The following is a 25909-nucleotide window of genomic DNA, read 5'->3' as shown; positions in this document are numbered from 1 at the left end:
GATGGTCATGGTCCGTCGCAGAGAACTGCTCGCGGGAGCCGTAGCCGCCGTCGCGCTCGCGGGAGCCGGGCAGTCGCCCGCCGCCGCGGCCGGCCGGCGCTCCGACCGCGACTTCCCCAAGGTCGGTGGCAACCTGGCCAACCAGAACCACAGCGCCCTGCGCGGGCTGCACCGGGGCAACGTCAGGCGGCTGCGCGGGGCGTGGGTCAACAACATCGAGGGCGGGCTCATGGCGGGCAACAGCCAGAGCACGGCGGTGGCGGTGGACGGCGTCCTGTTCATCGAGTCGGCGCTGGGCAACGTGGTCGCCGTGGACGGCCGTACCGGCGCCACGATCTGGAAGTACGAGCAGACGCGCGGCGCGGTCACCAGGCGCGGGGTGGCGGTCGGCGCGGGCAAGGTCTTCACCTGCGCCAACGACAACTGGCTGATCGCCCTCGACCAGCGCACCGGCCAGGTGGTCTGGGAGCGGCAGCACAACGGGTACGGCAACCTGGAGAAGGTCGCGGTCACCTACCACGACGGCCTCCTCCACTGCGGCACCAACGACGGCCCGAGGGGCGCCGCCCTCGCCTTCGACGCCGCCACCGGCGACCTGGTGTGGCACTTCTGGGGCACGGCCGAGCCCGGCACCGTCGGCGGCGGCACCTGGGAGGGCGAGTCGTGGCGGGAGGGCGGCGCGACGCCGTGGATGCACTGCGCCATCGACCCCGACCTGCGCCTGGTCTACTGGACGTTCGGCAACGCCAGAGGCGGCAGGTCCTCGCAGGACGGCTCCGAGCGCGGCGGCCAGAACCTGTTCGCCAACTCGATCGTGGCCCTGGACCTGAAGACCGGCGCCTACCGCTGGCACTTCCAGTCCGTCCACCACGACATCTGGGACATGGACAACGTGATGGCGCCGGTCCTGGTGGACGCCCGCGTCCACGGCCGCGTCCGCAAGCTGGTCGTGTACGGCAGCAAGACCGGCATGTACTACATCCTCGACCGCACCGACGGCTCCGCGCCGCTGGGCATCGACGAGGTGCCGGTGCCGCAGGAGCCCCGGCAGAAGACCTGGCCGACGCAGCCCTTCCCGCGCCAGGGCGGCTGGACCGAGCTGACGCCGGTGCGGCAGCCGCTCGGCACCGAGGTGCCCGGCCTGCCGCACCGCGCCGTGCCGAACTACCGGATCGGGCCGCTCTACACGCCGCACTGGGACGAGCCGATCCTGACGATCCCCGGCCACGGCGGCGGGGCCGACTGGAGCGCCCACTCCTACAGCGCGAGCACCCGCCTGGTCTACACGGGCTTCGGTTACGTGGCCGCCGCCCACTCGCTGACCGAGGCGTCGAACGGGCTGCGCCCGCCGGGCGAGTACATGACGGGCGGCGTCGTGGCCGTTGACCCCTCGACGAACCGGGTGCGCTGGAAGAAGAACCTGCCGTACTCGATGGCGCACGGCAACGGCATCCTCACCACGGCCTCCGACCTGCTGTTCATCGGGCAGCCCGACGGCAACCTGCTCTGCCTGGACGCCCGCGACGGCCGCGAGCTGTGGCGCTGGCAGACCGGGGCCGGGGTCAGCAGCGCCCCCATCGCCTACGAGATCGACGGCGAGCAGTACATCGCCGTCTACGCCGGCGGCACGAGCATCCCGTACGGGAACTCCGCCCCGCGCGGCGACCACCTGTGGGCCTTCAAGCTGGGCGGCGGCGCGCCTCCTGCCCCCACCCCGCCGCCTCCCGTGGTGCGGCGGCCGGTCTCCGGCGGCCCGGTGGACGGCAGCGCCGTGAACAACACCGTGGTCCTGGCCCGCGTCTACGCGGGCGGCCAGGTGGGCGCCGTCGAGTCCACGGCGGTCAACGCGATGGCCCCCACCCATCTGCGGGTGCCGGCCGGGACGACGGTCACCTTCGTCAACCCCGCCGACAACGTGCACGTCCACGGGGCCACGCAGTTCTTCGAGGGCCTGTTCGACATCAGGCTCAAGCCGGGTGAGTCGTTCCAGTACACCTTCACGAAGCCGGGCGAATACTTCTTCAACGACTCCCACAGCCCGAGGCCCACCGGCAAGATCGAGGTCACGCCCTGACCCGGGGGATCAGGCGCCCGCGCCCCGCAGGTACGCCACGACCGCGTCCCCCACCATCCGCCGCAGCCGTTCGCGGTGCGCCGGGGCGGTCATGTCCCGCCCGAACAGCGCCCCGAAGGTGTGCTGGTTGGCCACCCGGAAGAAGCAGTACGAGCTGATCAGCATGTGCACGTCGATGGCGTCGGCCTCGGTGACGAAGTCGCCGCTCGCCGTGCCCGCGTCGAGGATCGCCTCGATGAGGTCGAGCACGGGCGTGCCCAGGTTGGCCAGCGCCTGCGACTTGCGGATGTGCTCGGCCTGGTGGATGTTCTCGATCGTGACCAGCTTGATGAAGTCGCGGTGCGCGTCGTGGTGGTCGAAGGTCAGCTCGGCCAGGGTGCGGATGGCCTCCACCGGCGCCAGGTGCCCCACCTCGATCCCCTGCTCCACCTTCCGCACCTCGGCGTAGGCCTTCTCCAGCACCGCGATGAAGAGCCGTTCCTTGCTGCCGAAGTAGTAATAGATCATGCGCTTGGTCGTGCGCATGCGGGCCGCGATCTCGTCCACCCGCGCTCCCGCGTAACCGTGGCGGGCGAACTCCTGCTGAGCGACCTCCAGGATCTCCGACTTGGTGCGGTCGGGATCCCGCTGGCGTTCAGGGGCTGCGGGTTGACTGGTCACCGGCTCATCCTAGGCACATCTTCCGCTCATACAGCGACGAGATCGGTCAGATGGGCGAGCATCCGCTCGGTGTCCGGTTCCCGGCCGGTGAACAGCCGGAACGCGTGCACGGCTTGGAAGACGACCATGCCGCCGCCGTCCAGCGTCCGGCAGCCGAGCGCACGCGCCTGTTCGAGCAGCTCCGTCTTCAGCGGCCGGTACACGATGTCGGCCACCCACAGCTCGGGACGCAGCAGCTCGGCGGGCAACGGCATGCCGGGATGATGGGCCATGCCGGTGGGGGTGGCGTGCGCCAACCCATCCGCCTCCGCCAGTAGCTCCGGTAGCTCCGCGGCGTCGGCGGGGCGGGCCCGTCCCGCGCCGAAGCGGGTGGCCAGCTCGCCGGCGAGCGTGGTGGCCCGTACCAGGTCGGCGTCGACCAGGGTGACGCGATCGGCGCCCATGGTGAGCAGCGCGTGCGCGACCGCGGCCCCCGCTCCCCCCGCGCCGAGCTGGACGACGTGATGAGCGGGCGCGTCGGGCAGCCCGCGGGCGAAGGACTCGGCGAAACCCGTCCAGTCGGTGTTGTGACCGATGGCCCGGTCGCCGTCGAACACCACGGTGTTCACCGCGCCGAGCATGCGGGCGTCCGGCGACAGCTCGTCCAGGAACGGGATGATGTCCTGCTTGCAGGGGTGCGTGACGTTGAGCCCGTCGTAGCCGAACCTGCGCGCCGTGCGGACCAGCTCCCCCAGGTCAGCGCCCACGCGGTCGATGTCGAGCAGCCGGTAGACGTAGTGCAGCCCGTGGTGCGCGGCCTCCTGCTCGTGCAGCTGCGGGCTCAAGGAGGGGCCGATGCCCGAGCCGATCAGTCCGACCAGGTAGGACTCCATCACGTCTCCCTTTAAGCACGTTGACAGACCCTCCTAATGTACGTACTAGTGAGTTACGTGACTAGCGCCAATCCTCTCGGCCTCCCCCTGGCCCTGGGCCCCGCCCGCCTGCGCAACCGATTCGTCTCGGCGCCGATGGAACGCAACTACTGCGAACTCGACGGCACCGTGACCCCTCGCTACCTCCACTACCTGGCCCGGCGGGCGCGCGGCGGCGCCGCCCTGGTCTTCGCCGAAGCCGCGTACGTCCGCGCGGACGGCAGGGGACGGCTGCGCCAGCTGGGCATCGACGCCGACGCCCGTGTTTCCGGACTGGCCCGGCTGGCCGAAGCCGTACAGGCCGAGGGCGCTCTGTTCGGCGTCGAGCTCAACCATGGGGGCCGGACCGCTCAGGGCGCGGTCAACGGGTTCCAGCCGGTGGCGCCCTCCCCCATCCCCTGCCGACCGGCCGGCGGGGAGACGCCGCGCGAACTCACCACGGCCGAGGTGTACGAGCTGATCCAGGACTACGCGCAAGGCGCCCGCCGCTGCCGGGAGGCGGGCGTGGACGTGATCTCGATCCACGGTGCGCACGGCTACCTCGTGCACCAGTTCCTCTCCCCCGCCTTCAACCTGCGTACCGACGAGTTCGCCGACCCTCTCCGCTTCCTCGACCTGGTCATCGACGCGGTCCGGCGGCAGGCAGGACCCGGCGTGGCCGTCGGTCTGCGGGTCTCCGCACACGAAGGCTTCGACGGGGGCCTGACCCCGGAGCGTACTTTCGAGCTGATCTCACGCTCCCGCCTGGATCTGCTGGACTTCCTCGACGTCTCGGCCGGTTCGTACGAGGCCGGCCAATGGATCATCCAGCCCGGCGAGTGGGAGCGCGGCCTGCTCGCCCCTCATGCCGAGCGCTACCGCGCGCTGGGGCTGCCGGTCGGCGTCGCCGGCCGGATCAACACCCCGGACAGCGCCGAGGCGATCGTGGCCGGCGGCCAGGCGGACTTCGTCTCCCTGGCCCGCACGCTCCACGCCGACCCGGACTTTCCCCGCCACGCTCTCACCGGCGCCCCCTACAGGCCGTGCATCGCCTGCAACCACTGCATCGACCAGCTCGGCACCGGCGAACCGATCCCCTGCTCGGTCAACACCAGGGCGGGCCGCGAGTACGCCGGCGTGCCGCACGCTCCCGCGAAGAAGGCGTCGGTGGTGGTGGTCGGCGCGGGCCCGGCCGGTCTCGAAGCGGCCCGGCTGCTGGCCGGGCAGGGACACCAGGTGCGGGTGCTGGAACGCGGCCGCCAGATCGGTGGCCAGTTCGCGCTCGCCGGCCGCCTTCGCGTCAATCCCGAGTTCCCCGGCATCCTGCGTTGGTGCGCCGGCGAGCTGGACCGCCTCGGCGTCCCCGTCCTCACCGGTGTCGCGGTCACGGCGGAGGTGCTGGCACGGCACGAGGCCGACGCCATCGTGCTGGCGACCGGAGGCACCGGCCGGCTGCCGGACATCCCGGGCGTCCACCTGCCCCACGTCGTCGACGTACGCCGCTGGCTCGCCCGCGGCGAGGACGTACCCGGCGCCTGCGTCGTCTGGGGCGCCGACCGCGAGGGCGTCGCCGTCGCCGATCACCTCGCTTCCGGCGGAGCCGAGGTGACGCTCATCGGCTCCCAGCCGGAGCCGGCCCCCGACGTCGGCCGCCGGGCCAAGATCCTCATGGTGCCGCGACTGACGGAGAACCCGAACGTGCACCTGCTCCTCGACTCCGCGATCTCGTCCATCGAACCCGGCCGGCTGCTCCTCCGCACCGGCGGCGGCGAAGAATGGCGGCCGGTGTCGGGACGCGTCCTGATCTCTCAGGGCGTGGTCCCGCGCACCGGCCTGCTCGCGGCCTGTGAAGCCCGGCGGCCGCGGTTCGGCGTTCACGTGATCGGGGACGCCGCGGGCAGTGGCGGCTCGATTCATCGGTGTTTCCTGGCCGCCGAGGAGGCGGCTTCCGCCATCGCCCGCGCGTGTGATGGATCTATGCCGCCTCCGTGGGCCCCGTCCGCCGGACGGCCGCGTCGAGATGGCGGCGCGCCGCGGTGATCGCGAGGCGGGCGTGCTCCTTCGCGCCCACCTGGGCCACGAGGGTGGCCCGGGGGATCTCCAGCGCGTACGGGATTCCCGGCGGCAGGGCGCCGAGGATCCCGTGCACCTCGAGGCCGCCTTCACCGGGGAACAGGCGCTCGAAGCGAGCGGCGTGAATGACCTCCTCCTGGGTGGGCGGCGCCTCGGCCGGGGCATCGCAGACGTGGGCGAAGTGGAACCACTCCGGCGGCAGGTCACGCAGTTCGGCCAGGCTCGAACCCGAGCGGGCGAAGTGGATCAGGTCGACGAGGATGCCCGCGTTGGGCTGGCGTGCGTCACGCAGGACGCGGACGGCCTCGGTGAGGTCGCCGGTCTGAGTCCACGACGGGAACTCCAGGTCGATGGTGAGGCCGAGCGGCCTGGCCAGTTCGCACAGCCGCGCGAACCGGTCGGCCTTGCGGGCGAAGTCCGGGTCAGGAAGCTGAGTGATCACGTGGCGGGCTCCGAGCTCGGCTCCCGCCTCCAGGAAGCGCAGGAAGTCCGCGGGATCGGCCTCGGGCGGGATCCGGGCGAGCTCGATGTCGAGCACCTGGATTCCCGTGGCCGCGAGACGGACCTTGGTCGCCCGCATCAACGCGGGGTCGGTGGCGAGAGGGTGGTGCGGCTCGTGCGGGGTGACCTTGGTCATGCGCAGGCCCACGTACCGATAGCCCGCGTCGGCGGCCGCGCTCACCAGCTCGGGGGGAGACAGGCTCAACGCGGTCAGATGCGCCAGGGAGTAGTCGTGCCCGTGGTCACCGCCGGAGAGGGCGGGCGGCCGCTTCAACGTGGTCAGCCGTCGCCTGCGATGGGCGGCCATGCGCACCGCCGCGCTGTTCGGGGCGCCGTAGCCGGAGTACCCGCCGACCCGCTGGACCACTTCGAAGAAGATCCGCGCGCCGATCATCTCGGTGGAGAAATGCAGGTACTCGCCGTGCTGATCCCGGTCGTAGAGGATGGAGTGCCGCCTCATCGCCGCGAGAAGCTCCTGCGGCAACGCCAGGCGGGCGTCGAGGTCGTCGTAGTAGTTGCCGGGGATCGTCAGCAGCGGCGCGCCGAGTGCTCGCATCGCCCGCGCCGCGGCGATCGCGTCGTCGGTGCTGAACGCGATGTACTGCGGGCTCGGCACCGCCGGCGACCAGTCGCCCCGCCGGAGCGGCGCGGTGTTGAGATTGATCCGCACGTGATGCTGCGGATCGGCCGCGGCCCGGCGGTGAATCAGCCCGAACGGCGCGGGCAGCGTGGTGGTCCGCGTCGCCTGCAGGCCGAGCACGGCGTGATAGAAGAGCGCGGCCTGGTCGAAGTCGTCGACCGACTCGGTGAGCGAGACGTGGTCCGTCCCGGTCAGCAGGCCGTCGAGGCGGACCTCGTGCCCGGTGGAGGCGAAATCGTCGAGCCAGTTGTCGTCGCCGCCCGTACGGCAGAAGAAGACGGCCGTCCCGTCCGGGGCCGCCACGGAGTTGAGATGGGCCTCCCCTTCCCGGCGGACCCGAGGGAGCACGGGCGCCAGCAGCCGCTCCGCGCGCTGCGCCGAACCGGCCGGGTCGGCGCTCTCCACGGCCAGCGCGCAGATGGCGGCGGTGCCCGCCGACACCGTCCGTTGCGGCGCGAAGTTCAGCAGCAGCCGGGCCGCGCCCTGCGACCACAGCTGCACCGGCTTGGAACGATGCCGGCCGGCATGGGTGAATCCGAGCGCGGTGAGCACCCGCGCCACGGCCGGGCCTGAGATCTCGTCCACGGCCAGCTCGGTGAACACGTGACCGCCCAGTCGCGGAGCCGGCGGCAGGTCGGCCAGCCGGACACGCTCACGTACCGTCACCGGCCCGGCCGCGCCGACCGTCTCCTCCAGGGACAGCAGCGAACGCATCGCGTCCACGGCGACGTGCCGGGGGTCCGCCTGCCGGCAGACGTCGTTGAACACTTCGGCCGAGAGCGGGCCGTCGTACCCCGTGGCCAGGACGTGACCGAGGAACTCGGCCACGTCGAAATCGCCCTGCCCGGGGAACAGCCGGTGATGCTCGCTCCACTCCCACGCGTCCATGTTCAGCCGTGGCGCGTCGGCGAGCTGCAGGTGGAACACCTTCGACCCGGGCACGGCACGGATCGCGGCGGGATCGTCGCCGCGGGCGAACACGTGGAAACTGTCGAGGCATAAACCGAGCGCGGGATGGTCGGCGCGCCGGACGATCCGCCAGGCGTGCTCGACGGTGTTCACGAACCGGCCCCAGGCCAGACCTTCGTAGGCGATGCGCAGGCCACGCCGGGCGGCCCGGCCGGCCAGCGTGTGCAGCTGCTCCGCGGCGAGGTCGTCGTCGTCGACGGCGTCCGCGGAGGTCGTCGAGCAGACCGCCATCGTGGTCGCGCCGAGTTGCTCCAGCACGTCGAACTTGCGCTCCGCGCGGCGGAGATTGGCCTCGAACGTCTCGGGCGGCACCGCCTCGAAGTCATGAAACGGTTGATAGAGGTGTATCGACAGGCCCAGGTCGGCACACTCCTGCCGGATCCGTCCCGGCGACCAGCTCGACACGATGAGGTCGTCCTCGTAGATCTCGATCCCGCCGAAGCCCGCCGCCGAGGCGGCCGTGAGCTTGTCCTCCAGAGTGCCGGAGAGACAGACCGTCGCGAGCGCCAGCGAAGGGCTCGCGGAGCGGCGGCCGACGGTAGGGGCCTTGCCACGATCAGCGGTGAGCATGTCGTCTCACCTTTCCAGGCGTCGATTAACGAACTAGATACTTACTTATATGCCCGGACCGCCACCAGGGGAAGAGGCGATACCGCCGTCAGCAGGCCGGCGCAGGAGGTTGCCCGTCCCGGCCCTCGTACAGGTGCGCGACGGAAGCCGCATGGGGCAGCGGGCCGCGTACGTGCTCAGGCGTCAGCCGGATGCCGGGAATCAGACACCTCGACCAGCTTGTCGGCCTTGATCGTGCCCTTCACCACCCCGCCCCGCCATGACGATCTCGCCGTGCGGCCCGAACCCCACCATGCCGTCCACCTTCAAGGTGCGGGCGCCGCCTGCGCAGGGGCGGCGACGAGCTGTGCCGGACCCGCGATCAGGATGACGCCCACGACGGTCCGCTTCATCACGTTCCCCTGGAGATCGGTCGGAGGGACGCAACCATCTTGTGCATACAAGTGACAGCCGCAGGCAGACGGAGTTTGCGGCCGGCACCGATCATGACGATGAGCCCTGCTGAAGCTTCACGTAGCGGTGGGCCGGGACGACGATGGGGCCGGTCTCGCTCGGTGCGAGGTGGTCGAACAGCCCTTCGTCGACCCAGCCGTTCCGCTCGTAGAACCGGCGGGCGCGGGCGTTGCCCGCGACGACCGCCAGCCACGCCCGCCCGTGACCGTTCGCCGCGACGAGGCGTTCGGCCTCGGCGAGCAGCGCGGTCGCCACGTCGCCGCCGCGGTGCTCCCTGGCCACGTAGACCTGCTCCACCTCGTCCTCGGCCACCATCACGAACCCGGCCACGGCGCCCCCGACGATCGCGACGACGGTGTCCGCGATCCGCTGCTCCGCGCGTTCGCCGAACGACTCCGGGGTCCGGACCGCCGCGAGTGCGTCGGGGACGTTGCCTCGGTGCCCGTCGCCCCAGCCCTCGTGCCAGATCCTGGCGATCTCCTGCGCGTCTTCATGCCTCGCGGGACGCAGCTGCACGTTCCGACTCCTTCACGACTCCGCGGCGGCACCGGGTTCCACCTGCCACCGGCAGATTATCCCGGAGATCACGCCGGTAATGCTAGGGTCAGCGAACATGAAAACCATTCCCATTCGTTGGGGTGTGGCGGCCGCTGTGCTGACCCTGGCCGCCGCCTGCGGCAGCGGCAGCGGTACGGCGACCACCGCCTCCGCTTCCCCGGCGACCCGGGTGACGAGTTGCGGGCTCCCCCTGACGATCCAGGCCCCGCCACGGCAGGCGGTGGCCATGGAACAGAACGCGGCAGAGATCATGCTGACCCTGGGGCTGGCCGACCACATGGCCGGCACGGCTTACCAGACCGACCCCGTGCTGCCCGAACTGGCGCAGTCCTACGCCAAGGTGCCCGTGCTGGCCGAGCAGTACCCGGGCCGCGAGGCGCTGCTGGCCGGCAAGCCCGACTTCGTCTACTCCATGCGCGCCTCGGCCTTCGCCCCCGAGGCCGCCGGGTCACGCCAGGAGCTCGCGAAGCTGGGCGTCCCCGCCTACCTGTCGTCCAACGACTGCGAGGACCGGGCGCTCATCCCCGCCACCGCCGAGTTCGAGGCGATCTTCAAGGAGATCGACGACATCGCCACCGTCTTCGGCGTGCCGGAACGGGGCCGATCCGTGGTCGCCGACCTGCGCCGCCGGCTGGAGGCGGCCGAGCGCGCGGCGCCGGCGAACCTCGACGCCGACCTCATGTGGTACTACTCCGGCACCAAGACCCCCGCCATCGCCGGTGACACCGGCCTGCCCGGCACGATCACCCGGCTGCTGGGGGCGCGCAACGCGTTCGCCGACGTCCGGCAGCAGTGGCCGGAGGGCAACTGGGAGGAGATCGCCGCCCGCGACCCCGACGTCATCGTGCTGGCCGACCTGACCCGAGGCGGCGACGGCGACAGCGCCGAGGCCAAGAAGCGCTTCCTCCGCGACGACCCCGTCGCCTCCAGGCTCACCGCCGTCAGGAACGACCGCTTCATCGTCGTCCCGGGCTCCTCCGTGGACCCGTCCATCCGTGCCGTCACCGCCGTCGAGCAGGTCGGCCGAGGACTGACCCGCCTGTACAACAAGGAGAACTCATGACCGCCCCCGTCCTGACCCCGCGCGACCTGCTGGCCCGCTGGGAGGAGCAGCAGAGCGCGTACGTCGCCCACCGCGAGAACCGCTTCGAGGTCATGCTGGACGTCCTGCGCCTGCACTCCCCCGCCGAGCCGACCGTGCTGGACCTGGCCTGCGGGCCGGGCTCGATCGCTGACCGGGTGCTGGCCCGCGTGCCCGGCTCCCGCGTCGTCGCCACCGACCACGACCCCGTGCTGGCCCGGCTCGCCGAGACCGTGCTCAGCGAGTACGGCGAGCGCGTCACCGTCGTCGACGCCGACCTGGCGGAGCCCGGTTGGAGCCGGCGCTTCGCCGACCGGCGCTTCGACGCCGTACTGACCTCGACCGCGCTGCACTGGCTGTCCCCGTCCCAGCTGCTCGGCGTCTACACCGAACTGGCCGCGATCCTGCCGCCCGGCGCGGTCCTGCTCAACGCCGACCACCTGCGCTTCGGCCCTGGGCACCCCACGCTCGCCGAGCTCTCGGCCCGCCACGACGAGCAGGTGCAAAAAGCCGCGTTCAACGCCGGGACCCCCACCTGGGACGCCTGGTGGACGCTGGCCGGGCAGCTGCCCGACCTCGCCGAGCGGGTCCCCGAACGCGAGCGGCGTTTCGCCGATCGCCCGCCCCAGCCGATCGCCCCGCTGCCCTTCCACCTCGCCGCCCTGCGCACGGCCGGCTTCACCGAGGTGGGCACCGTCTGGCAGTACCTCGACGACTACGTCGTCTTCGCCAGGCGATGAGGACGGCATCCGCGATCAGCGCCGGCCTGCTGCTCCTCCTGCTGTCGATCGCGGCCGCCTCCGTGGTGGGGGCGGCCGGGCTGTCCCCCGCCGACGTGCTGCGGACGGTCGCGGCCCATGCCGGCCTGCCGGTGCGGCCGCTCGCGCCGCTGGACGACGGCATCATCTGGGAGCTGCGGCTGCCGCGGGTCCTGCTGGCGGTGTTGGTGGGAGCCGGCCTGTCGGTGTGCGGGGCCGTACTGCAGGCGCTGACCCGCAATCCGCTGGCGGACCCGTACCTGATGGGCATCTCCTCGGGCGCCTCGACGGGGGCGGTGGCCGTACTGGTCCTGGGCCTGGGCACCGGCGCCGCGGCGCTGTCGGCGGGCGCCTTCGGCGGCAGCGCGCTCGCCTTCTGCTGCGTGCTGGCCATGATCGGCCGGCGGTTCGGCAGCACGGTCCGCGTCGTGCTGGCCGGGGTCGTGGTCTCACAGCTTTTCAGCGCCCTCACCAGCCTGACCGTGATCTGGGCGGCGGACGCGCAGAGCACCCGCGGGGTCACCTTCTGGCTGCTGGGCTCGCTGGCCTCGGCGAGCTGGGCGAGCGTGGCCCTGTGCGCCGTGGTCGCGGCGGCGGGCATGACGGCCTGCTGGGCGGCCTCGTCCGCGCTGGACGCGTTCGCCTTCGGCCGCGAGGCCGCCGCGTCGCTGGGCATCGCCCCGGCCAGGACGGAGCTGATCCTGTTCACGGTCACCGCGCTCACCACGGCGGTGCTGGTCGCGGCGAGCGGCGCGATCGGCTTCGTCGGGCTGATCGTCCCGCACGCCGTACGTGCTCTGACCGGTGGCCGGCACCACGTGCTGCTGCCCGCCTGCGCCCTGTACGGCGGCGTGTTCCTGCTGGCCGCCGACACCGTCGCCCGCACCGCCTTCGCCCCCCGTGAGATCCCCGTCGGCGTGCTGACGGCGCTGATCGGCGTGCCCGCCTTCGCGCTCGTCATGCGGCGGAGAAAGGAGACACCGGCGTGAGCCTGCACGCCCACGACGTCAGGTGGACGGCCCAGGGCCGGCCGATCGTCGACGGGATCACCGTCGAGTTCACCCCGGGCGGCCTGACCGGGCTGCTCGGCCCGAACGGCTCCGGCAAGTCCACCTTCCTGCGGCTGCTCGCCGGGCTGCTGCGGCCGCGCGGCGGCACGGTCCTGCTCGACGGCCACGACCTGGACCGCCTCCCCCGGCGCGACGTCGCCCGCCGCCTGGCCGTGGTCGCCCAGGAGGTCAGCACCGACGCGGAGCTGACCGTCCTCGACGTGGCGCTGCTCGGACGCATCCCCCACCACCGCCGCCTGGCGGCCCCGACCGGCGAGGACGACCTCGGACACGCCCGCCGCGCCCTGCGCCGGTGCGGCGTCGCCGATCTGGAACACCGCCGCTGGTCCACGCTCTCCGGCGGCGAACGCCAGCGGGTGAACATCGCCCGCGCCCTCGCCCAGGAACCCACGGAACTGCTGCTGGACGAACCCACCAACCACCTCGACATCGCCCACCAGCTCGCCCTGCTGGACCTGCTCGCCGCGACCCCGGTCACCGTCGTCACCGCCCTGCACGACCTCAACCTCGCCGCCCAGTACTGCGACCATCTCCTGCTGCTGCACGAGGGGCGGCTCGTCGCGGCCGGACCTCCGGGACAGGTCCTCACGGAGAAGACGGTGGAGCGGGTCTACCGCGTACGAGCGGAGATCACCCGCTCCGCCGCCGGCCGTCCGAGCCTGCGGTTCCTCAGCCGGGCCGGGTCCGCCGCCCGCGACTGAACGACGTCCTCCTGCCGTACGGCCATGGTCACCAGCTCGCCTTCGTGAGCCCGGGTGGCTACCTCTGCCGGCGAGCCCTTCGACGAGCAGCCTCGGAGGTGAGAATGGCCAGATTCGCACTGACGACACGGGTAGTGGGATGATCACTCCCCAGCACGCGATCACAAGCCTCGAGGGTGGCCGTGCACAGGGCGATGGCCCGGATCAGGTCCCCCGCCGCATGGTAGGCGTTGGCGAGGTAGACGCGGGAGGCCAGGGTGTCGGGGTGGTCGGGGCCGAGGACGCGTTCGCGGTCTGCGAGTGTGGCCTCGTACAGCGGGATGGCCCGGCCCAGGTTCCCCACCTTCCGGTAGGCGTCGGCCAGGTAGATGCGGGAGGTCAGGGTGGAGGGATGGTCGTGGCCCAGCACCCGCTCGGCGTCGCTGACGCCGGCTTTGAGCAACAGGATGGCCCGCTTCAGTTCACCCGCTGACCTCAGGGCGATGGCGAGGGTGCTGCGGCAGGTCAGGGTGTCGGGATGGTCGTTGCCCAGCACTCGCTCATAGTCGCTGGCAGTGGCCTCGAGCAGGTGGACGGCCCGATCCAGGTCTCCCGCCGCATGGTAGGCGCTGCCGAGGTAGACGCGGGAGACCAGGGTCGAGGGGTGAACAGGACCGAGCACGCGCTCGCGTTCGTCCAGCGTCCGCTCGAACAGTGCGATGGCCTGGTCCAGGTTCCCCGCCTCCTGGTAGGCGTTGGCCAGGTGGGTGTTGCAGGTGAGGGTGTCGGGGTGGTCGGGGCCGAGCACCCGCTCATAGTCGCCGGCAGTGGCCTCGAACAGTCGGATGGCCCGCTTCAGGGCCCCCGTCGCCTGATAAGCGCCGGCCAGGCTGGTGCGGGAGGCCAGGGTCGAGGGGTGATCAGAACCGAGCTCTTGTTCGCGGCCGGCGAGGGCGGCCTCGAACAGTCGGACGGCCTGGCTCAGGTCCCCCGCCTCCTGGTAACCGACGGCGAGGTTGTGGCGGGCGAACAGAGTGTCGGGATGGTTCCGGCCGAGCACCCGTTCCAGATCGGGGAGGGTGGCCTCGAGCTGCGCGAGGGCCCGCCGCCAGTCCCCCGCCGCGTGGTAGGCGCCGGCCAGGTTGCTACGGCTGATCAGGGTGTAGTGGTGGTCGGCGCCCAGCACCTGCTCACAGCCGCCCAGCGTCGCCTCGTACAAAGGAATGGCCCGCCCCAGGTCCTGTGCCGCATAGTAGGCGTGGGCGAGGTGGGTACAGCACGCCAGGGTATGGGGGTGGTCGCGGCCGAGCACCCGCTCACAGTCGGCGAAGGTGGCCTCGAGCAACTGTACGGCGCGGGCGAGCTCGGCCAGGTCGTGCAGGGACTTGCCACACCAGATCCGGAGCACCAGAAGCTCCTCGGGGAGCTCGTCGGCGGGGACTCGCCGGTAGAGGGCGTCGCTCTGGTCGATGACCATCTCGACCGCGGCGCGGGCCGCCCAGGTGCGGGCGCCGTCCGGCAGCGTGTCGGTGTAGTCCTGGAGCAGCGCGACGGCCTGGTCCCGTACGGTGCCGAGGTCGCCTTGGCGAGCGGCGCGGTCGCACAGGACGCGCTGGATGAGGCGGTGCATCAGGACCGTGGTCCCGTCCTCGCTGAAGGTGATGAGCGAGGTGTCGGCCAGGTCGGCGAGCATTTCCCGCAGGCGTACCGGCGCGCTGCCGGCCTCGGGACCCGCGTCGCTCAGGGCGGACAGCACCGGCAGCGGGACGCCGGAGGGCGACAGCACGGCGAGAATCGACAGCAGCTCATGGGCGAAGGGAAGCGCGGACTCCGCCTGGGTGACCGACAGCAGGATGGCCTCGGCGGCCCCGGCCGGGTAGGCGTCGCCGTCCTGCGCGGTCAGATGGTCGCCGACGGGGAAGCCGCGCAGCAGCTCCAGGTAGCCGGCATGGTCCAGGCGCAGACGGACGATCACCGTGGCGGCCTGCGCCAGTGCCAGCGGCAGATGTCCCAGCTCGTGGGCGAGCGCGGCGGCTCCGCCGGGGTCGGTCAGGCGGGTACGCCGCTGCAGGAATGCCTCGGCTTGCTCGGCGGTGAACACCTCCACCTCAAGCGGCGCGTACGCGCGGGCGAAGGCGCGGTTGCGGGTGGTGATGACCACGCGGGTGGCTCCGGTGGCCGGGCACCAGGCGCGCAGGGCGTTCACGTCGGTGGCGTTGTCGAAGACCAGCAGCGCCGGCCGGGTGGTGGCGGCCAGCCAGGCCTTGGCGCGGCGGGCGGCCGCGGCGGCGTCCTCGTCGGGGCGGCGTACGCCCAGCCGCTCGGCCAGGGCGGCCAGGCCGGTCAGGATCTGGTCGGTGGTCTCGGCGGCGATCCAGGCCACCACCGGCCAGCGCGCGGCCTGGCAGGCCCAGGCGTAGGAGGCGGCCAGCATGGTCTTGCCCACCCCGGGCGTACCGGCTACCGCGCAGATCACCGCCGCCCCGCCGCCCGCATCCTCTTCGCCGCCGTCCGCGGCGGGGTCGCCGAGCAGTTCGGCGAGCTGCCGCAGCAGCGACTCCCGCGGCTGGAAGCCGGGCGGGCGTTGCGGAATGTCGCCCTCGACGATCTGGCCGGGGGCCGGCGCGGACGGATAGTGGTGGTGGATGGTCTGATCCCTGGCGGACTGATACACCTGGCCCTGGCCGGAGGCCCGTGCCCGCAGCTGAGCACGCCGCGCTTCCTCGCCGTGGGGGGAGGTGTCGTCCGCTGTCGACATGCCTCCAGAGTGCTGCCGAACCAGGACGAGCGGGCCCGAAGTGACGAACGCGTTATCTGCGATCACCACTCCTCGTGCCGACGGCCGAACGGCCGTCTCGCCGGCCGCTGCACCCCGGCCGTACGGTCAGTCTCCGGAAAGTGTGGAGACGGCGTGTGCGGCGTAACGACGGACGACTCGGTGTGTATGGGTTCATTGCCGAGGTCCATCGGCGACGCGCGCGACCCGAGGCGAGTGGAGGACTCTCCCCGTGCCGACATTCGAGGAAACCCTTGCCGACACCGATGACCTGATGACGCGGGTGAGCGCCTGGCACCTCTCGCCGGAGGGCTGGGAGGAGGTCGCGGCCCAGCTGGGGCTGCTGGAAGCGGCTCTGGCCCGTGGCGATGTGCGGGGCGCGCGGCTCGCGCTCAGCCGGGTCGAGATGGCGGGGCCCACTCTCGGAGGGCCGCGGGTCAGGCACGATGCGGCGGTGGACGGCTCGGCCGACAGTCAGGCGGTCCCTCTGGTGGTCAACCAGACCATCGAGCGCATCGGGGCGTTCGTCGCCGGAGAGGACCGGAGGCCGCCTGATGACGATCACTGAGCAGGCGCTCGTCATCCACGCGTACTGCGCCGTGGGGGCGAGCGGCACCGCGTGGAGAGCGCCGGCCGAGCGGCTGTGGGCGGCCTTCGCGGAGCTGGGCGAGGTGGCCGAGCTCGTCACCGGCACGCCGGCGGAGGTCCCCGCCGCGCTCGCGGCGGGCGAGGACTTCACCGTGCTGGCCACCGGCGAGATCAAGCGGCCCGGGGTCTACCAGGCCGTCCTCTACCGGGAACACGACGTGGTCGGGCTGATGGCGCTGCTCTCCCCGGTCGGAGGGCGGCCGTGGACCGAGCTCGACGAGCAGTGGCCCCGGAATGCCACCGGCACGCTCGGCACGGTCCGCGTCTACCTGGGCGTGTGCGACCGGATCGGGGCGGGCGCCGCCCGCCGCGGCTTTCCCGGCGAGCAGGCGCTGTGGGACGATCCCGCGCACCCGTTCGACGACGACATCGCGGTCTGGGAGCTGGAGGAGACGCCGAACGCCGGCCGTCCGTCCACCCGGCGCCTGGCCGTGCTGACCCGCGCGGACCGCGAGCGGGTCATGTACGCCTGGCTGTGGCCGGTTCCCGAGCGGGTCACGCTGCGGCCGTTCGCCCGCTACCTGCTCGCCGCCGCCAAGGCACGGCACGCGTCCTGGGTGCTGCGCGGGTCGTCCTGGTTCCGCCGGGCGAGCCGCACCGTGGACGGCGCCACGGACCACCTCGTCAGGCTGCTCGACGCCACCGGACGGCAGCGGGTCGGCATGGCGGCGCTGTCGGCGGGGCAGACGCACCTCGCCCTGGCCGTCAACAGCACCGCCGGGCTCGTCGCCGCCCTCCGCGACCTGCGCCAGATGCGGGTCAGCGTACGCATCGCGGCCGGTCAGATGGCCGACGCCCTGCCCGCAGGACGTCCGCTCCTCGAACGTGACCGCCTGCTGACCGCCGTCCTGCGGCAGCAGCTGGAGGCGGACATCGGCTACCTGCGGGCCACCCGCGACAGCGCGGCGGACGTCGCCCGGAGCGCCCGCGTCGTGATCACCGAACGCCTCGCGGAACGGGCGCGCCGCCTGACCATCCTGCAGACCTCGTTCCTGGGCTCCCTGCTCATGGCGCTCGCCGTCGTCCAGGCGCTGGAGTACCAGGTGCCGCTGCCACGCCGCCTGGACGCGCCGCTCGTCGCGGCGCTCGCCGCACTGGCCCTCGCGCTGCCCGCGATCACCGAACGGGCGGGCGAGCTCACCGCGCCGGACGCCTTCGGCCGGATCTCCTGCGCCCTGTTCGGCGGGGCGCTCGCCTGGCTCGCCTGGTCGGTGCTCTCGCTCGGGCGGGGCCTTGCCCCGCCGCCTCCCCTGCAGACGGTGCCGGCCGCGATCGCCGGGGCGGTGGTCGCCCTGCTCGCGCCGCACGTCACGGTGACGCTGCTCCGCGCCCGTGACGAGCGGCGCAGGAAGGAAGGCACACCATGATGGGCTTCATCTCGCGCCGCCTGCGCGTCCGCGCGGTCGCGGCGCTGGAGCGCCAGCACCTCCGCGCCGCCCTGGTCAACGCGCACCTCGCGGTGCTGGCCGCCGAACGGTCGAGCGACGCGCGGGAGCTCGACCTGGCGCTGCTCCACCTGGCGGCCCTCTACACCGGCCTCGGGCACGCCCCGAGGGCGGCCGAGTACGCGCGCCGCCGGATCGCGCTCGCCGAGCAGGCCGGTGACGACCTGCTGCTCGCATCCGCCCTGATCCAGTACGGCGAGACGAGCGTCATCGGCGGCCGCCCGGCCGAAGGCGCGGAGGACGTCAGGCGCGCCCTGGCGCTGCTCGGCGATCGGGAGCCCCCCGCCCCGACGACCCGGTGGTCCGCGCTGTCCATCCTGGGAGAGGCGACGCGGCAGGCGGGCCTGCTGGACGCGTCCTCCGAGGTGCTGGAGCACGCCTACCGCCAGTGCGCGCAGGCCGGGCGGGAGGAGGACGCCGCGCTCACCGCCGCGCAGCTGATCCAGGTCAGCCTGGCCCTCGGGCAGACGCACCGCGCCGTGGAGTGGGGGCGGTGCGCCGAGGAACATCTCGGACGGCTGCCCGGCGGGCCGCCCGGCCACACCGCCGAGGTGTTCGGCAATCTCGGGCACGCGCTCGCCCTGCTGGGCCGGCACGACGAGGCCGCCGCCGCGATCGGCACGGCGCTGCGCATGTCGGAGGGAATCCCGGTGCTGCACCGGCAGGGGCTCCTCGTCGCCGCCGAGACGGCCCGCTGCGCCGCGCGGCACGCCGACGCCATCGGCTATCTCGATCGCTGGCTCGCTCAGGCGCACCCGTCGGACCGGCGGGGGCGTGCCCTGGCGCTCAACCTGCGCGCCCTGGTGCAGATGGCGGAAGGCGACTTCGACCGGGCGGAAGGCCACCTGGCCGAGAGCCTGGAGCTCAAACGCGAGGTGGGCGACGTCCGGGGCGTCGCCGTCGCGCTGATGAACCTCGTCCGCCTGAACCTCGACACGGGGCGGCCGGAGCGGGCGAAGAGCTACGCGCCCGAGTGCGAGTCGCTGTGGAGCACGTTCATCGAGCGCGCCCCGGACGAACCCGGCCTGGCCGGACTGCACGGCAAGATCGTGTATCCCCTCTCCCAGGCGCTGCAGGAGCTGCACCTGGCGGCCGGAGAGCCGTACGAGGCCCTGCGCGTCGCCGAACGCGGCCGGTTCGGGCCGCTGGCCGCGCAGGTGCGGGCGGCGCGAACGGAACGCCAGAGCGTGCCCGCCGAGCCCCCCGACCTCGACAGGATCGGCGGGCTGGCCCGGCGGCTGAACGTCTCGCTGCTCTACTACCAGGCCCACTTCGACTTCATGAGAACGGCGATCGGCGTCGACCCCCTGGCCACGCTGCACCACTTACGGGAGATCCATGCCTGGGCGATCGGCCCCGACGGCCGGCGCGCGCACGAACGCGTCCCCGCCGACGTCTTCACGGCGCTGCTGGAGACCGGCGGGAACGTTCCCGACAGCCGCGACATCCCCGACCTCGGGCCGGTGCTGCTGCGCCCGTTCAAGGACCTGCTCGCCGCGGACCGGCCCGTCGTCGTGGTGCCGGACTGGATCCTGTGGGAGCTGCCCTTCGCGGCGTTCACCCTGGAGGAGGGGGTGCAGCTCATCGAGCGCCATCCGGTGACCTACGCGCAGTCGGTCCACCTCCTGGAACTGCTCGCCGCCGACCCCCTGCGCGGCCCGGTCAGGGCGCCGCTGATCGTCAGCGCTCCCGAGGACGCGAAGCTGCCGCACCCCGACGGCGGCTTCGAGGACGCGACGGCGCTCGACGCGCGGGAGACCGAGCCGATCGCCGCGCTGTACGGGGTCGAGCCGCTCACGGGCGCGGCCTGCACGATCGACGCCGTACGGGACCGCCTGCGCGGCGCGGATCTGGTCCACGTCTACGCCCACGCCTTCCTCGACGCGCACCTCCGGCTGGACCGGCCGCCCGGCATCATCGCGCTCACCCCGTCGGCGGACGACGACGGCCGGCTCACCTCGGACATGATCGCCGCCGAAGCCCTCCGGGCCGGCCTCGTCGTGCTGGCGTCCTGCCACTCCGCCTCCGGCCTGCACACCCCGGAGGGCGTACGCGGCCTGGTGCGCGCCTTCTTCGTCGGCGGCGCCGAGCGCGTCGTCGCGATGAGCCGGGAGGTGCCCGCCGTGCCGGCCGCCAGGATCGCCGCCGTGCTGCACGAGGAACTGCGGCGCGGCGGATCCGCCGCGGACGCGTTCAGGGCCGCGCTCCTGCGGGGGCGCGAGGCCTATCCGGACCCCGCGATCTGGGGGTCCTTCGTCCTGCACGGACTGCCCTGAACGCCCGTGAAAGGGACGGGGTTCCGCCGTGCGGGGCGTACCGGGCGGGTGAGACGCTCGATCACCCATGACCAGCTCGCCGAGAAGTACCGGTTCGCCGGCCGGCGGATGGAATGGCAGCTGGCCAAGATCCTGCTGCTGTACCGGGCGCTGCACGTCGTGCAGTGGGTGGGCGCGGCGCCGTACATGATGGACGCCCTGCGACCCTCCTGGGTGGGCGTCGCCATCGTGGTCCTGGCGGCGGCGGAGACGGCCGCGCTGGCGGCGCGGCTGATCCACCTGCGCGAGTACGGCGGCGCGTGGACCGGCATCATGCAGGTGGGCACCGGCGTGGTGATGCTCTCGCTGGCGGCGTTCGCCGCGCCGGCCGGGGATCGCACGAGCGTGCTCGCGCCGCTGGTGATCTGGACCACGGGGCAGATCAGCGGGGCCGGCCTGTCGAAGAGCCTGCCGGTGCTGTCGGCCGGCACGGCGGGCATCTCCGTGGCCTACCTGGTCGCCCTGGGCGATCCCGGCAAGGTGCTGCTGCCGGAGACGATCATCGCGCTGAGCGGGTTCGTGGCGCTGGCCGTGCTGATCGAGCGGGGCGCCGGGTTCCTGCGCCGGTCGGCGGCCGACCTGTCGGATCTCAGCCGGCGCGCGGCCGAGGAGCGCCATCACCGCGAGCTGTCCGACGAACTGCACAATCACTGGAGCCACACCGTCCAGCGGGTCGCCGAGCACGAGTGCGGGCGGCCCGGCGAGTTCGAACGGCTGCGCACGCTGCTGGTCAAGGACTACGCGCGGTTGCGGGCGTTCATCGACACGGGACGCCCGGCCGAGCGGCTGGGCCTGGTGGAGACCGTGCACCGGGAGGTCTCCGAGGTCGCGGAGCTGGGCCTGGTGGCCGAGCCGCTGCTGTCGCAGGCCTTCCGAGAACGCGCCGGCGCGGTGCCGCAGGAGGTGTCGGACGCCGTCGAGGCCGCCCTGCGGGCCGTCCTGCTCAACGTGGCGACGCGCGCCCGCGTCGAGCGGGCCTTCGTCCGCGCCGACGCGGAGGACGGCCTGATCCGCGTCTCCGTCAGCGACCAGGGCCCCGGGTTCCCGCCGGACGCGAAGCTGAACAGCCTGGCCAGGCACCGTACGCGCCTGCGCGAGCTCGGCGGGGACCTGCGGATCTCCTCGCCGGGGCACGGCGCGATCGTGATCCTCGAAGTCGGCGTGCACGAGCGACAGGAGCGGGCATGAGCGATCCGATCCGGGTGGCGGTGGTCGAGGACCACCTCCTGGTACGCGAGGGCCTGGTCAGGCACCTGGAGGCCGATCCCCGCTTCGTCGTGGTGGCCGAGGAGCGCGGCGCGACCTCCCTGCTGCGCTCGCGGGCGATCTTCGACGTCTGCCTGCTCGACCTCATGACCGGCAGCGCCCGCGCGGACGTGCTGCGGCTGCTGCGCCAGTTCAGGGTGGTCGTCGTCACCATGCGCGACGACTGGCAGACGAAGGTCGGCGCGTGGGCGCTGGGCGCGCACAGCGTGCTGTACAAGGGCGTGCACCCGATGGGCATGTGCGACGCGCTGATGCACACGCACCGCGGGCAGCCGTTCCTGGAGCCGAACCTGGCCAACGCGCTGATCGACGCCGGCCGCAGCGGCGCTATCAGGTTCACCGACGAGCAGGCGCGGCTGCTGGAGGAGATCCTGCACGGCAACTCCATCCCGATCGTGCTCGACCGCGTCGGCATGTCCGCCGACAGGTTCGTCGCCAATGTCATCGGCATGCGCGAGGAGTGCCGCCGCAAGGGCCTGGACGTCCTGACCGTCCTCGACTTCGAACCCCACCTCGACTGGGCCGGGCAGCTCACCGACCAGCAGTTGAAGATCCTCGCCAGGTACGCCGACGGCCACACCCGCAAGGAGATCGCCGGCGAGTTCGGGCTGTCGGAGAAGACGATCGAGAACCACATCACCAACGCGCTGACCCGGGTCGGCATCACCAGCGCCACCACCGAGCAGCGGCTGCTGTTCGCCCAGTTCGTGACGGGCCGCCTGCGTCATCCGCACCGCATCAGGGAGGCGCTGCTGCGGCTGCGCGACCGGCACTGAACCGGGCCCGTGGGGGCGAGCCCCCAGAGGGCCGCCCGCCGGTTGGTGCGCTCGCCCGATGCCGCGTACCCCGTTCCCGCGCACGCTGGAAGTGCACGCGAGGGGACACGGGATGGGGGCGACGATGGAGGAACGAGGACGGCCACGGGCCGGCCGGGTCACCAGGTTCCTGTTGTGGTGCGGGGCGGTGGACACCGGGCATCTGGCCTCGCGCACCGAGCTGTACCGCTACAGCATGGTGGGGGTCTTCGTGCTGCTGGTGGCGCTGATGGCCGGCATCACGTTCACGCTGTACGCCTCGATCATCGCGGGCGCCTTCCAGCCGGCGTTCCTGGCGTACGCCGCGGTGTGGGCGCTGCTGATCTTCTGTCTGGATCGTTCCATCGTGGGGGAACCCTCCTACGGCGGCAGCCGGCGGTCCGGGCCGGCCCGCGCGGTCTTCTTCGGCGCCCGGGTGGTCCTCGCCGTCATCGTGGCCTGGCTCATCGGCGACGCGCTGGTGCTCATGATCTTCCGCCCGGAGATCGCCGAGGAGACGGCCCGGGTGCACGAGCGGCAGGCCGCCGAGGCCCGCCAGAGGGCGGTGGCGCGGCTGGAGTTCCGGGCCGCGGAGCTGCGCAAGCAGCTCGCGCACAACAAGGACCTGCGCGACGCCGCCGCGAGGGCCGCCGAGCGCGCCCGCAAGCGGTACGTCGAGGAGGCCAAGGGCATCTCCGGCACCGGCCTGGTCGGCTACGGCCCGGCCGCCGGGGACGCCAGGACCGACTACCTGGACGCCAGAGGGGAGCTGCGGCGCGTCCGCAAGGCGACCGCCCTGCAGGACGCCGGCTACGACCGCCAGAGCGCCGCGCTCACCCGGCAGGCCGTGGCGCTGGGCCGCGGCGGCGACAAGGCGGTCGCCGCCGTCCCCGGCCTGAAGAAGGAGATCGACGCCATCTACGCCAACAACGGCTGGCTCACCCAGCTGCGGGGCCTTTCCGCCTTCATGGACGCCAACCGCGACCCCGCGATCGCCTCCCTGCCCTGGCTGGTGCGCGGCCTGTTCGTGACGCTCGACCTGATGCCGCTGAGCATGAAGGCACTCGGCCGGTGGACGATCTACGGCTCCAGGCAGCGGGCCGAGTTCGACCGGCAGATGGGCCGGGACCGGCTCCGCGCCGACCTCGACAGGGCGCGCGACCGGCTCGAGTTCGACACCGCCATGACCCGCGAGTCCTGGCGCCACGACTGGCGCATGGACCACATGCGGACCGCTCCCCAGAACACGAATGGAGTCCGGAGATGACCGATGACCTCGCCGAGCTGAAAGAGCTGCGCGACTACGCGGAGAAGGTGCTGGCCCGGCTGCGCGAGCAGCCGCCCGCCACCCAGGCGCACGTCCGCGTCGCCCGGCAGGAGGCCGAACGGCTCGCCGCCGAGCTGGCCGAGCGCACCGAGGAACGCATGACCTTCGCCTTCGTCGGCGACTCCAACGCCGGCAAGTCGCGGCTGATGTCCGCGCTGCTGCGCATGCCGGAGCTGCTCAAGGTCTCGGGCGCGCCGGCGACGGGCAACGTGACGGCCGTGCGCGTGCTGCCGGACCCGCGAGGCGACGTGCCGGAACTGGCCGGCAGCTGGATCAGCTTCCTGTCGCTGAACGCCGTCGCCGAGTGCGCCGGCTTCATCATGTCCCGCCTGCACGCGGTGGTCGCGGAGTGCCGCCTGCCGTACCCGATCGGCATGTTGCGGGGCTACAACCCGGTCGTGGACGGCTGGGACCGGCTGGAGGAGTTCGCCCGGCCGCTCTGGCGCGACGCGCAGGCCAACGCCGAGGTGCGGGCGCTGGCCTACGAGCTGCTGCGGCTGCGCGACGCCGTCGCCAGAGGCGGGCGGCTGCTGCCCGCGACCGACCCGGGCCAGCACCTCGCCGTGGACGCCGCCCTGCTGCACCAGGCGATCGAGATCGGCGGCTCGCGTACGATCCCGGACGCGTTCCCCGAGCGGCACTTCGTCGCGCCGCTGCCGGCCGACGCCGAGCTGACCGCCCAGTCCCTGCGCGAGGTCTTCCCGCTGGTACGCCGCGTCACCTACGAGGTACGCATGCCCGAGAGGCTGTGGGACCTGTCGGCCGTCGGCGACCCCCGCGGCGTCGAGCTGTGCGACCACCCCGGCCTGAACACCCTGGGCGGGGCAAGGGACGAGTACCTCAGCCAGCGCGAGCTGCGCCGGGTCACCAGCATCGCCGTGGTGATCAACGCCCGCCAGTCCGAGACCGTCGGGCCGGCCCGGCTGCGCGGGCTGCTGGAGGGAGGACGCTGGTCACGCGAGGAGCTCGCGCACTCCCTGCTGGTGGTCGCCAACCACTTCGACGCGATCACCCCGCCCGTCCCCGGCCCCGCCGTCACGCTCACCGCGCTGCGCGGGCTCAGCGAGGAGCTGGCCTCGCTCCTGCGCGCGGCCGGCGAGCTGAGCGGCGGCCGCGCGGACACCACGACGCTGACCAGCGCCGTGTTCGGCCGGGACCGCGAGGTGCGCGAGCGCGCCCGCGGCTGGGAGCCCGTGACCGCCTCGCTACGCGCGCACGCCGCCGGCGACGCGCACGCGCCGGAACACCGCCTCGCCGCGGCGCTGGCCGGCTACACCGCCGACGGCGGCATCGAGTCGCTGCGCCGGCGGATCACCGTCCACCTGCGCGAGCACGGCGTACGCATCCTGCTCGGCGAATGCCGCGCCGTCCAGCGCGACCTGCGCGACCGGCTCGAACGGCTGCAGCGGCTGGAGAGCGGCGGCCCGGCGGCCGACGGCGACGACCAGCGCGTCGCCCACGCCGCGCGTGCGCTGAGCCAGGCGGCGCTGGCCATGCGCGAGCGGATCTCCCGCCTGAGCGGCCTGAGCGCGCTCACCCTGCCGGACGGCCGCGCGGTGCTCGACCACGTCCGCCGGGCCGTCATCGGCGACGTCTACCTGTGGAACTGCTGGACGGAGACGATGCGGCGCAGCGTCAGGGGCACGATCGAGCCGCGCGCCGTGCAGCACCGCTCCGTCTTCCCCGGGCCGGCGCCCGCCCGGACGGACGACGGCGCCGCCGACACGACGGAGAGCCTGCGCGAGCCGTACATGCGGGCTCTCGCCGAGGCCCACCACGAGGCGTTCGACCTGCTCTCGGCCGCCCTCGACCGGTGGATGGACGACTGTGAGCAGGCCGTGGCGGCCGCCCGTGAGCTGCTGGACGACCCGCGTACGGGCGGGCTGCTGGAGGAGCGGCTGGCCCTGCTCGACCCGGCCGACGGCGGCGAACGACGGATGCTGCTCCTGCGCTACCTGACCCGGCCGCGCGACTGGGTGCCCGAGGTGCTGCGCACCTCGATCCACTCGGCGGGCGGCGCCGACCTCACCGTGGACGAGCACCTGTTCCCGCTCGCGGACCACCACGCCCTGCCCTGGCACGCGGCCATGGGCCGGCACACGGAGGCCAGGGAGCGCACCGTGGCGCGCCGGCACCAGAGCCGGCTGTTCCAGCTGCGCAGGGACCTGGCCAACGGCATGGCCTACACCGTGCAGAGCAGGGTCGCCCGCGTCGTGGCCGACCTGCACGGCCGGCTGACCGAGGCGATGCAGGAGCTGGAACGCGAGCTGCCCACCCCCGGCGACCTCGGCAGGACCCGCCGGCCCCGCCCCGGCCCCGACCTCCCCGGCCAGGGCTACGACGACCTGCTGTGACAGCCGA

General features: G+C 72.9%; 18 protein-coding genes. 13 read left to right on the top strand and 5 right to left on the bottom strand.

Annotated elements, in window-relative coordinates:
* Window positions 1-7: 7 nt before the first annotated feature.
* Window positions 8-2074, top strand: coding sequence for an outer membrane protein assembly factor BamB family protein (locus tag SMD20_RS47105; RefSeq protein WP_329594305.1), 2067 nt, complete (start codon window positions 8-10; stop codon window positions 2072-2074).
* 9 nt (window positions 2075-2083) lie between these two features.
* Here SMD20_RS47105 and SMD20_RS47100 read toward each other — a convergent pair whose 3' ends face one another.
* Together SMD20_RS47100 and SMD20_RS47095 are read right to left on the bottom strand one after the other, a co-directional pair.
* Window positions 2084-2734, bottom strand: a complete 651-nt coding sequence (locus tag SMD20_RS47100) for a TetR/AcrR family transcriptional regulator (protein ID WP_329594303.1) — start codon at window positions 2732-2734, stop codon at window positions 2084-2086.
* Between the two features lie 26 nt (window positions 2735-2760).
* On the bottom strand, window positions 2761-3606 hold the full coding sequence (locus tag SMD20_RS47095; protein ID WP_329594301.1) for a shikimate dehydrogenase: 846 nt from the start codon (window positions 3604-3606) through the stop codon (window positions 2761-2763).
* 48 nt (window positions 3607-3654) lie between these two features.
* On the opposite strand from SMD20_RS47095, the gene SMD20_RS47090 reads away from it, so the two are divergent.
* The gene (locus SMD20_RS47090) at window positions 3655-5664 is read left to right on the top strand and encodes an oxidoreductase (RefSeq protein WP_329594299.1); all 2010 of its coding nucleotides are present in this window, start codon (window positions 3655-3657) and stop codon (window positions 5662-5664) included.
* Here SMD20_RS47090 and SMD20_RS47085 read toward each other — a convergent pair.
* Together SMD20_RS47085 and SMD20_RS47080 are read right to left on the bottom strand one after the other, a co-directional pair.
* Window positions 5600-8377 carry a TIM barrel protein gene (locus tag SMD20_RS47085; RefSeq protein ID WP_329594297.1) on the bottom strand — a complete coding sequence of 926 codons (2778 nt, stop codon included), beginning with the start codon at window positions 8375-8377 and terminating at the stop codon, window positions 5600-5602. The two genes, SMD20_RS47090 and SMD20_RS47085, sit on opposite strands and share 65 nt — an antisense overlap.
* A 483-nt stretch (window positions 8378-8860) precedes the next feature.
* Complete coding sequence (locus SMD20_RS47080) at window positions 8861-9346, bottom strand: GNAT family N-acetyltransferase (protein WP_329594295.1); 486 nt, start codon at window positions 9344-9346, stop codon at window positions 8861-8863.
* A gap of 124 nt (window positions 9347-9470) precedes the next feature.
* Here SMD20_RS47080 and SMD20_RS47075 point away from each other — a divergent pair, with 124 nt between their 5' ends.
* From SMD20_RS47075 to SMD20_RS47060, 4 genes are read left to right on the top strand one after another with little or no spacing between them, the layout of a single operon-like run.
* The gene (locus tag SMD20_RS47075; protein WP_329594293.1) at window positions 9471-10451 is read left to right on the top strand and encodes an ABC transporter substrate-binding protein; all 981 of its coding nucleotides are present in this window, start codon (window positions 9471-9473) and stop codon (window positions 10449-10451) included.
* Entirely contained in the window at window positions 10448-11209 is a 762-nt protein-coding gene (locus SMD20_RS47070; protein ID WP_329594292.1) for a class I SAM-dependent methyltransferase, read from the top strand. The genes SMD20_RS47075 and SMD20_RS47070 overlap by 4 nt, the downstream gene beginning before the upstream one ends.
* Window positions 11206-12216 carry a FecCD family ABC transporter permease gene (locus SMD20_RS47065; RefSeq protein ID WP_329594290.1) on the top strand — a complete coding sequence of 337 codons (1011 nt, stop codon included), beginning with the start codon at window positions 11206-11208 and terminating at the stop codon, window positions 12214-12216. Before SMD20_RS47070 ends, SMD20_RS47065 begins: the two co-directional genes overlap by 4 nt.
* The gene (locus SMD20_RS47060; RefSeq protein ID WP_329594288.1) at window positions 12213-12998 is read left to right on the top strand and encodes an ABC transporter ATP-binding protein; all 786 of its coding nucleotides are present in this window, start codon (window positions 12213-12215) and stop codon (window positions 12996-12998) included. The genes SMD20_RS47065 and SMD20_RS47060 overlap by 4 nt, the downstream gene beginning before the upstream one ends.
* A gap of 58 nt (window positions 12999-13056) precedes the next feature.
* On the opposite strand, the gene fxsT is transcribed toward SMD20_RS47060, so the two are convergent.
* Window positions 13057-15735 carry an FxSxx-COOH system tetratricopeptide repeat protein gene (gene fxsT / locus SMD20_RS47055; protein ID WP_329594285.1) on the bottom strand — a complete coding sequence of 893 codons (2679 nt, stop codon included), beginning with the start codon at window positions 15733-15735 and terminating at the stop codon, window positions 13057-13059.
* 250 nt (window positions 15736-15985) lie between these two features.
* Between fxsT and SMD20_RS47050 the strand changes: the two genes are divergently transcribed.
* From SMD20_RS47050 to SMD20_RS47020, 7 genes are read left to right on the top strand one after another with little or no spacing between them, the layout of a single operon-like run.
* Window positions 15986-16321 carry a CATRA system-associated protein gene (locus SMD20_RS47050; RefSeq protein WP_329594283.1) on the top strand — a complete coding sequence of 112 codons (336 nt, stop codon included), beginning with the start codon at window positions 15986-15988 and terminating at the stop codon, window positions 16319-16321.
* Window positions 16308-17768 (top strand): CATRA conflict system CASPASE/TPR repeat-associated protein, encoded by a 1461-nt coding sequence (locus SMD20_RS47045; protein ID WP_329594281.1) that lies wholly within the window; start codon window positions 16308-16310, stop codon window positions 17766-17768. Before SMD20_RS47050 ends, SMD20_RS47045 begins: the two co-directional genes overlap by 14 nt.
* Window positions 17765-20122, top strand: coding sequence for a CHAT domain-containing protein (locus SMD20_RS47040; protein WP_329594279.1), 2358 nt, complete (start codon window positions 17765-17767; stop codon window positions 20120-20122). Before SMD20_RS47045 ends, SMD20_RS47040 begins: the two co-directional genes overlap by 4 nt.
* Window positions 20123-20170: 48 nt before the next feature.
* Window positions 20171-21349: a hypothetical protein gene (locus SMD20_RS47035; protein WP_329594277.1), complete on the top strand. Its 1179-nt coding sequence runs from the start codon at window positions 20171-20173 to the stop codon at window positions 21347-21349.
* Entirely contained in the window at window positions 21346-22203 is an 858-nt protein-coding gene (locus tag SMD20_RS47030; RefSeq protein WP_329594275.1) for a response regulator transcription factor, read from the top strand. Before SMD20_RS47035 ends, SMD20_RS47030 begins: the two co-directional genes overlap by 4 nt.
* A 58-nt stretch (window positions 22204-22261) precedes the next feature.
* Window positions 22262-23488, top strand: a complete 1227-nt coding sequence (locus SMD20_RS47025) for a DUF4407 domain-containing protein (RefSeq protein ID WP_329594273.1) — start codon at window positions 22262-22264, stop codon at window positions 23486-23488.
* Complete coding sequence (locus SMD20_RS47020; RefSeq protein ID WP_329594271.1) at window positions 23485-25902, top strand: hypothetical protein; 2418 nt, start codon at window positions 23485-23487, stop codon at window positions 25900-25902. The genes SMD20_RS47025 and SMD20_RS47020 overlap by 4 nt, the downstream gene beginning before the upstream one ends.
* Window positions 25903-25909 lie beyond the last annotated feature (7 nt).

This window comes from Nonomuraea sp. LP-02 (assembly GCF_036289125.1).
GTDB lineage: Bacteria > Actinomycetota > Actinomycetes > Streptosporangiales > Streptosporangiaceae > Nonomuraea > Nonomuraea bangladeshensis.
The sequence above is the reverse complement of the archived record's forward strand: the minus strand, read 5'-3'. Positions and strand labels throughout refer to the sequence as shown.

Excerpts from the sequence above, each read along its gene's own strand:
- SMD20_RS47105 (WP_329594305.1), top strand. The coding sequence starts at position 8 with ATGGTCCGTCGCAGAGAACTGCTCGCGGGAGCCGTAGCCGCCGTCGCG.
- SMD20_RS47095 (WP_329594301.1), bottom strand. The coding sequence starts at position 3,606 with ATGGAGTCCTACCTGGTCGGACTGATCGGCTCGGGCATCGGCCCCTCC.
- SMD20_RS47085 (WP_329594297.1), bottom strand. The coding sequence starts at position 8,377 with ATGCTCACCGCTGATCGTGGCAAGGCCCCTACCGTCGGCCGCCGCTCC.
- SMD20_RS47070 (WP_329594292.1), top strand. The coding sequence starts at position 10,448 with ATGACCGCCCCCGTCCTGACCCCGCGCGACCTGCTGGCCCGCTGGGAG.
- SMD20_RS47065 (WP_329594290.1), top strand. The coding sequence starts at position 11,206 with ATGAGGACGGCATCCGCGATCAGCGCCGGCCTGCTGCTCCTCCTGCTG.
- fxsT (WP_329594285.1), bottom strand. The coding sequence starts at position 15,735 with ATGTCGACAGCGGACGACACCTCCCCCCACGGCGAGGAAGCGCGGCGT.
- SMD20_RS47045 (WP_329594281.1), top strand. The coding sequence starts at position 16,308 with ATGACGATCACTGAGCAGGCGCTCGTCATCCACGCGTACTGCGCCGTG.
- SMD20_RS47040 (WP_329594279.1), top strand. The coding sequence starts at position 17,765 with ATGATGGGCTTCATCTCGCGCCGCCTGCGCGTCCGCGCGGTCGCGGCG.
- SMD20_RS47030 (WP_329594275.1), top strand. The coding sequence starts at position 21,346 with ATGAGCGATCCGATCCGGGTGGCGGTGGTCGAGGACCACCTCCTGGTA.
- SMD20_RS47025 (WP_329594273.1), top strand. The coding sequence starts at position 22,262 with ATGCCGCGTACCCCGTTCCCGCGCACGCTGGAAGTGCACGCGAGGGGA.
- SMD20_RS47020 (WP_329594271.1), top strand. The coding sequence starts at position 23,485 with ATGACCGATGACCTCGCCGAGCTGAAAGAGCTGCGCGACTACGCGGAG.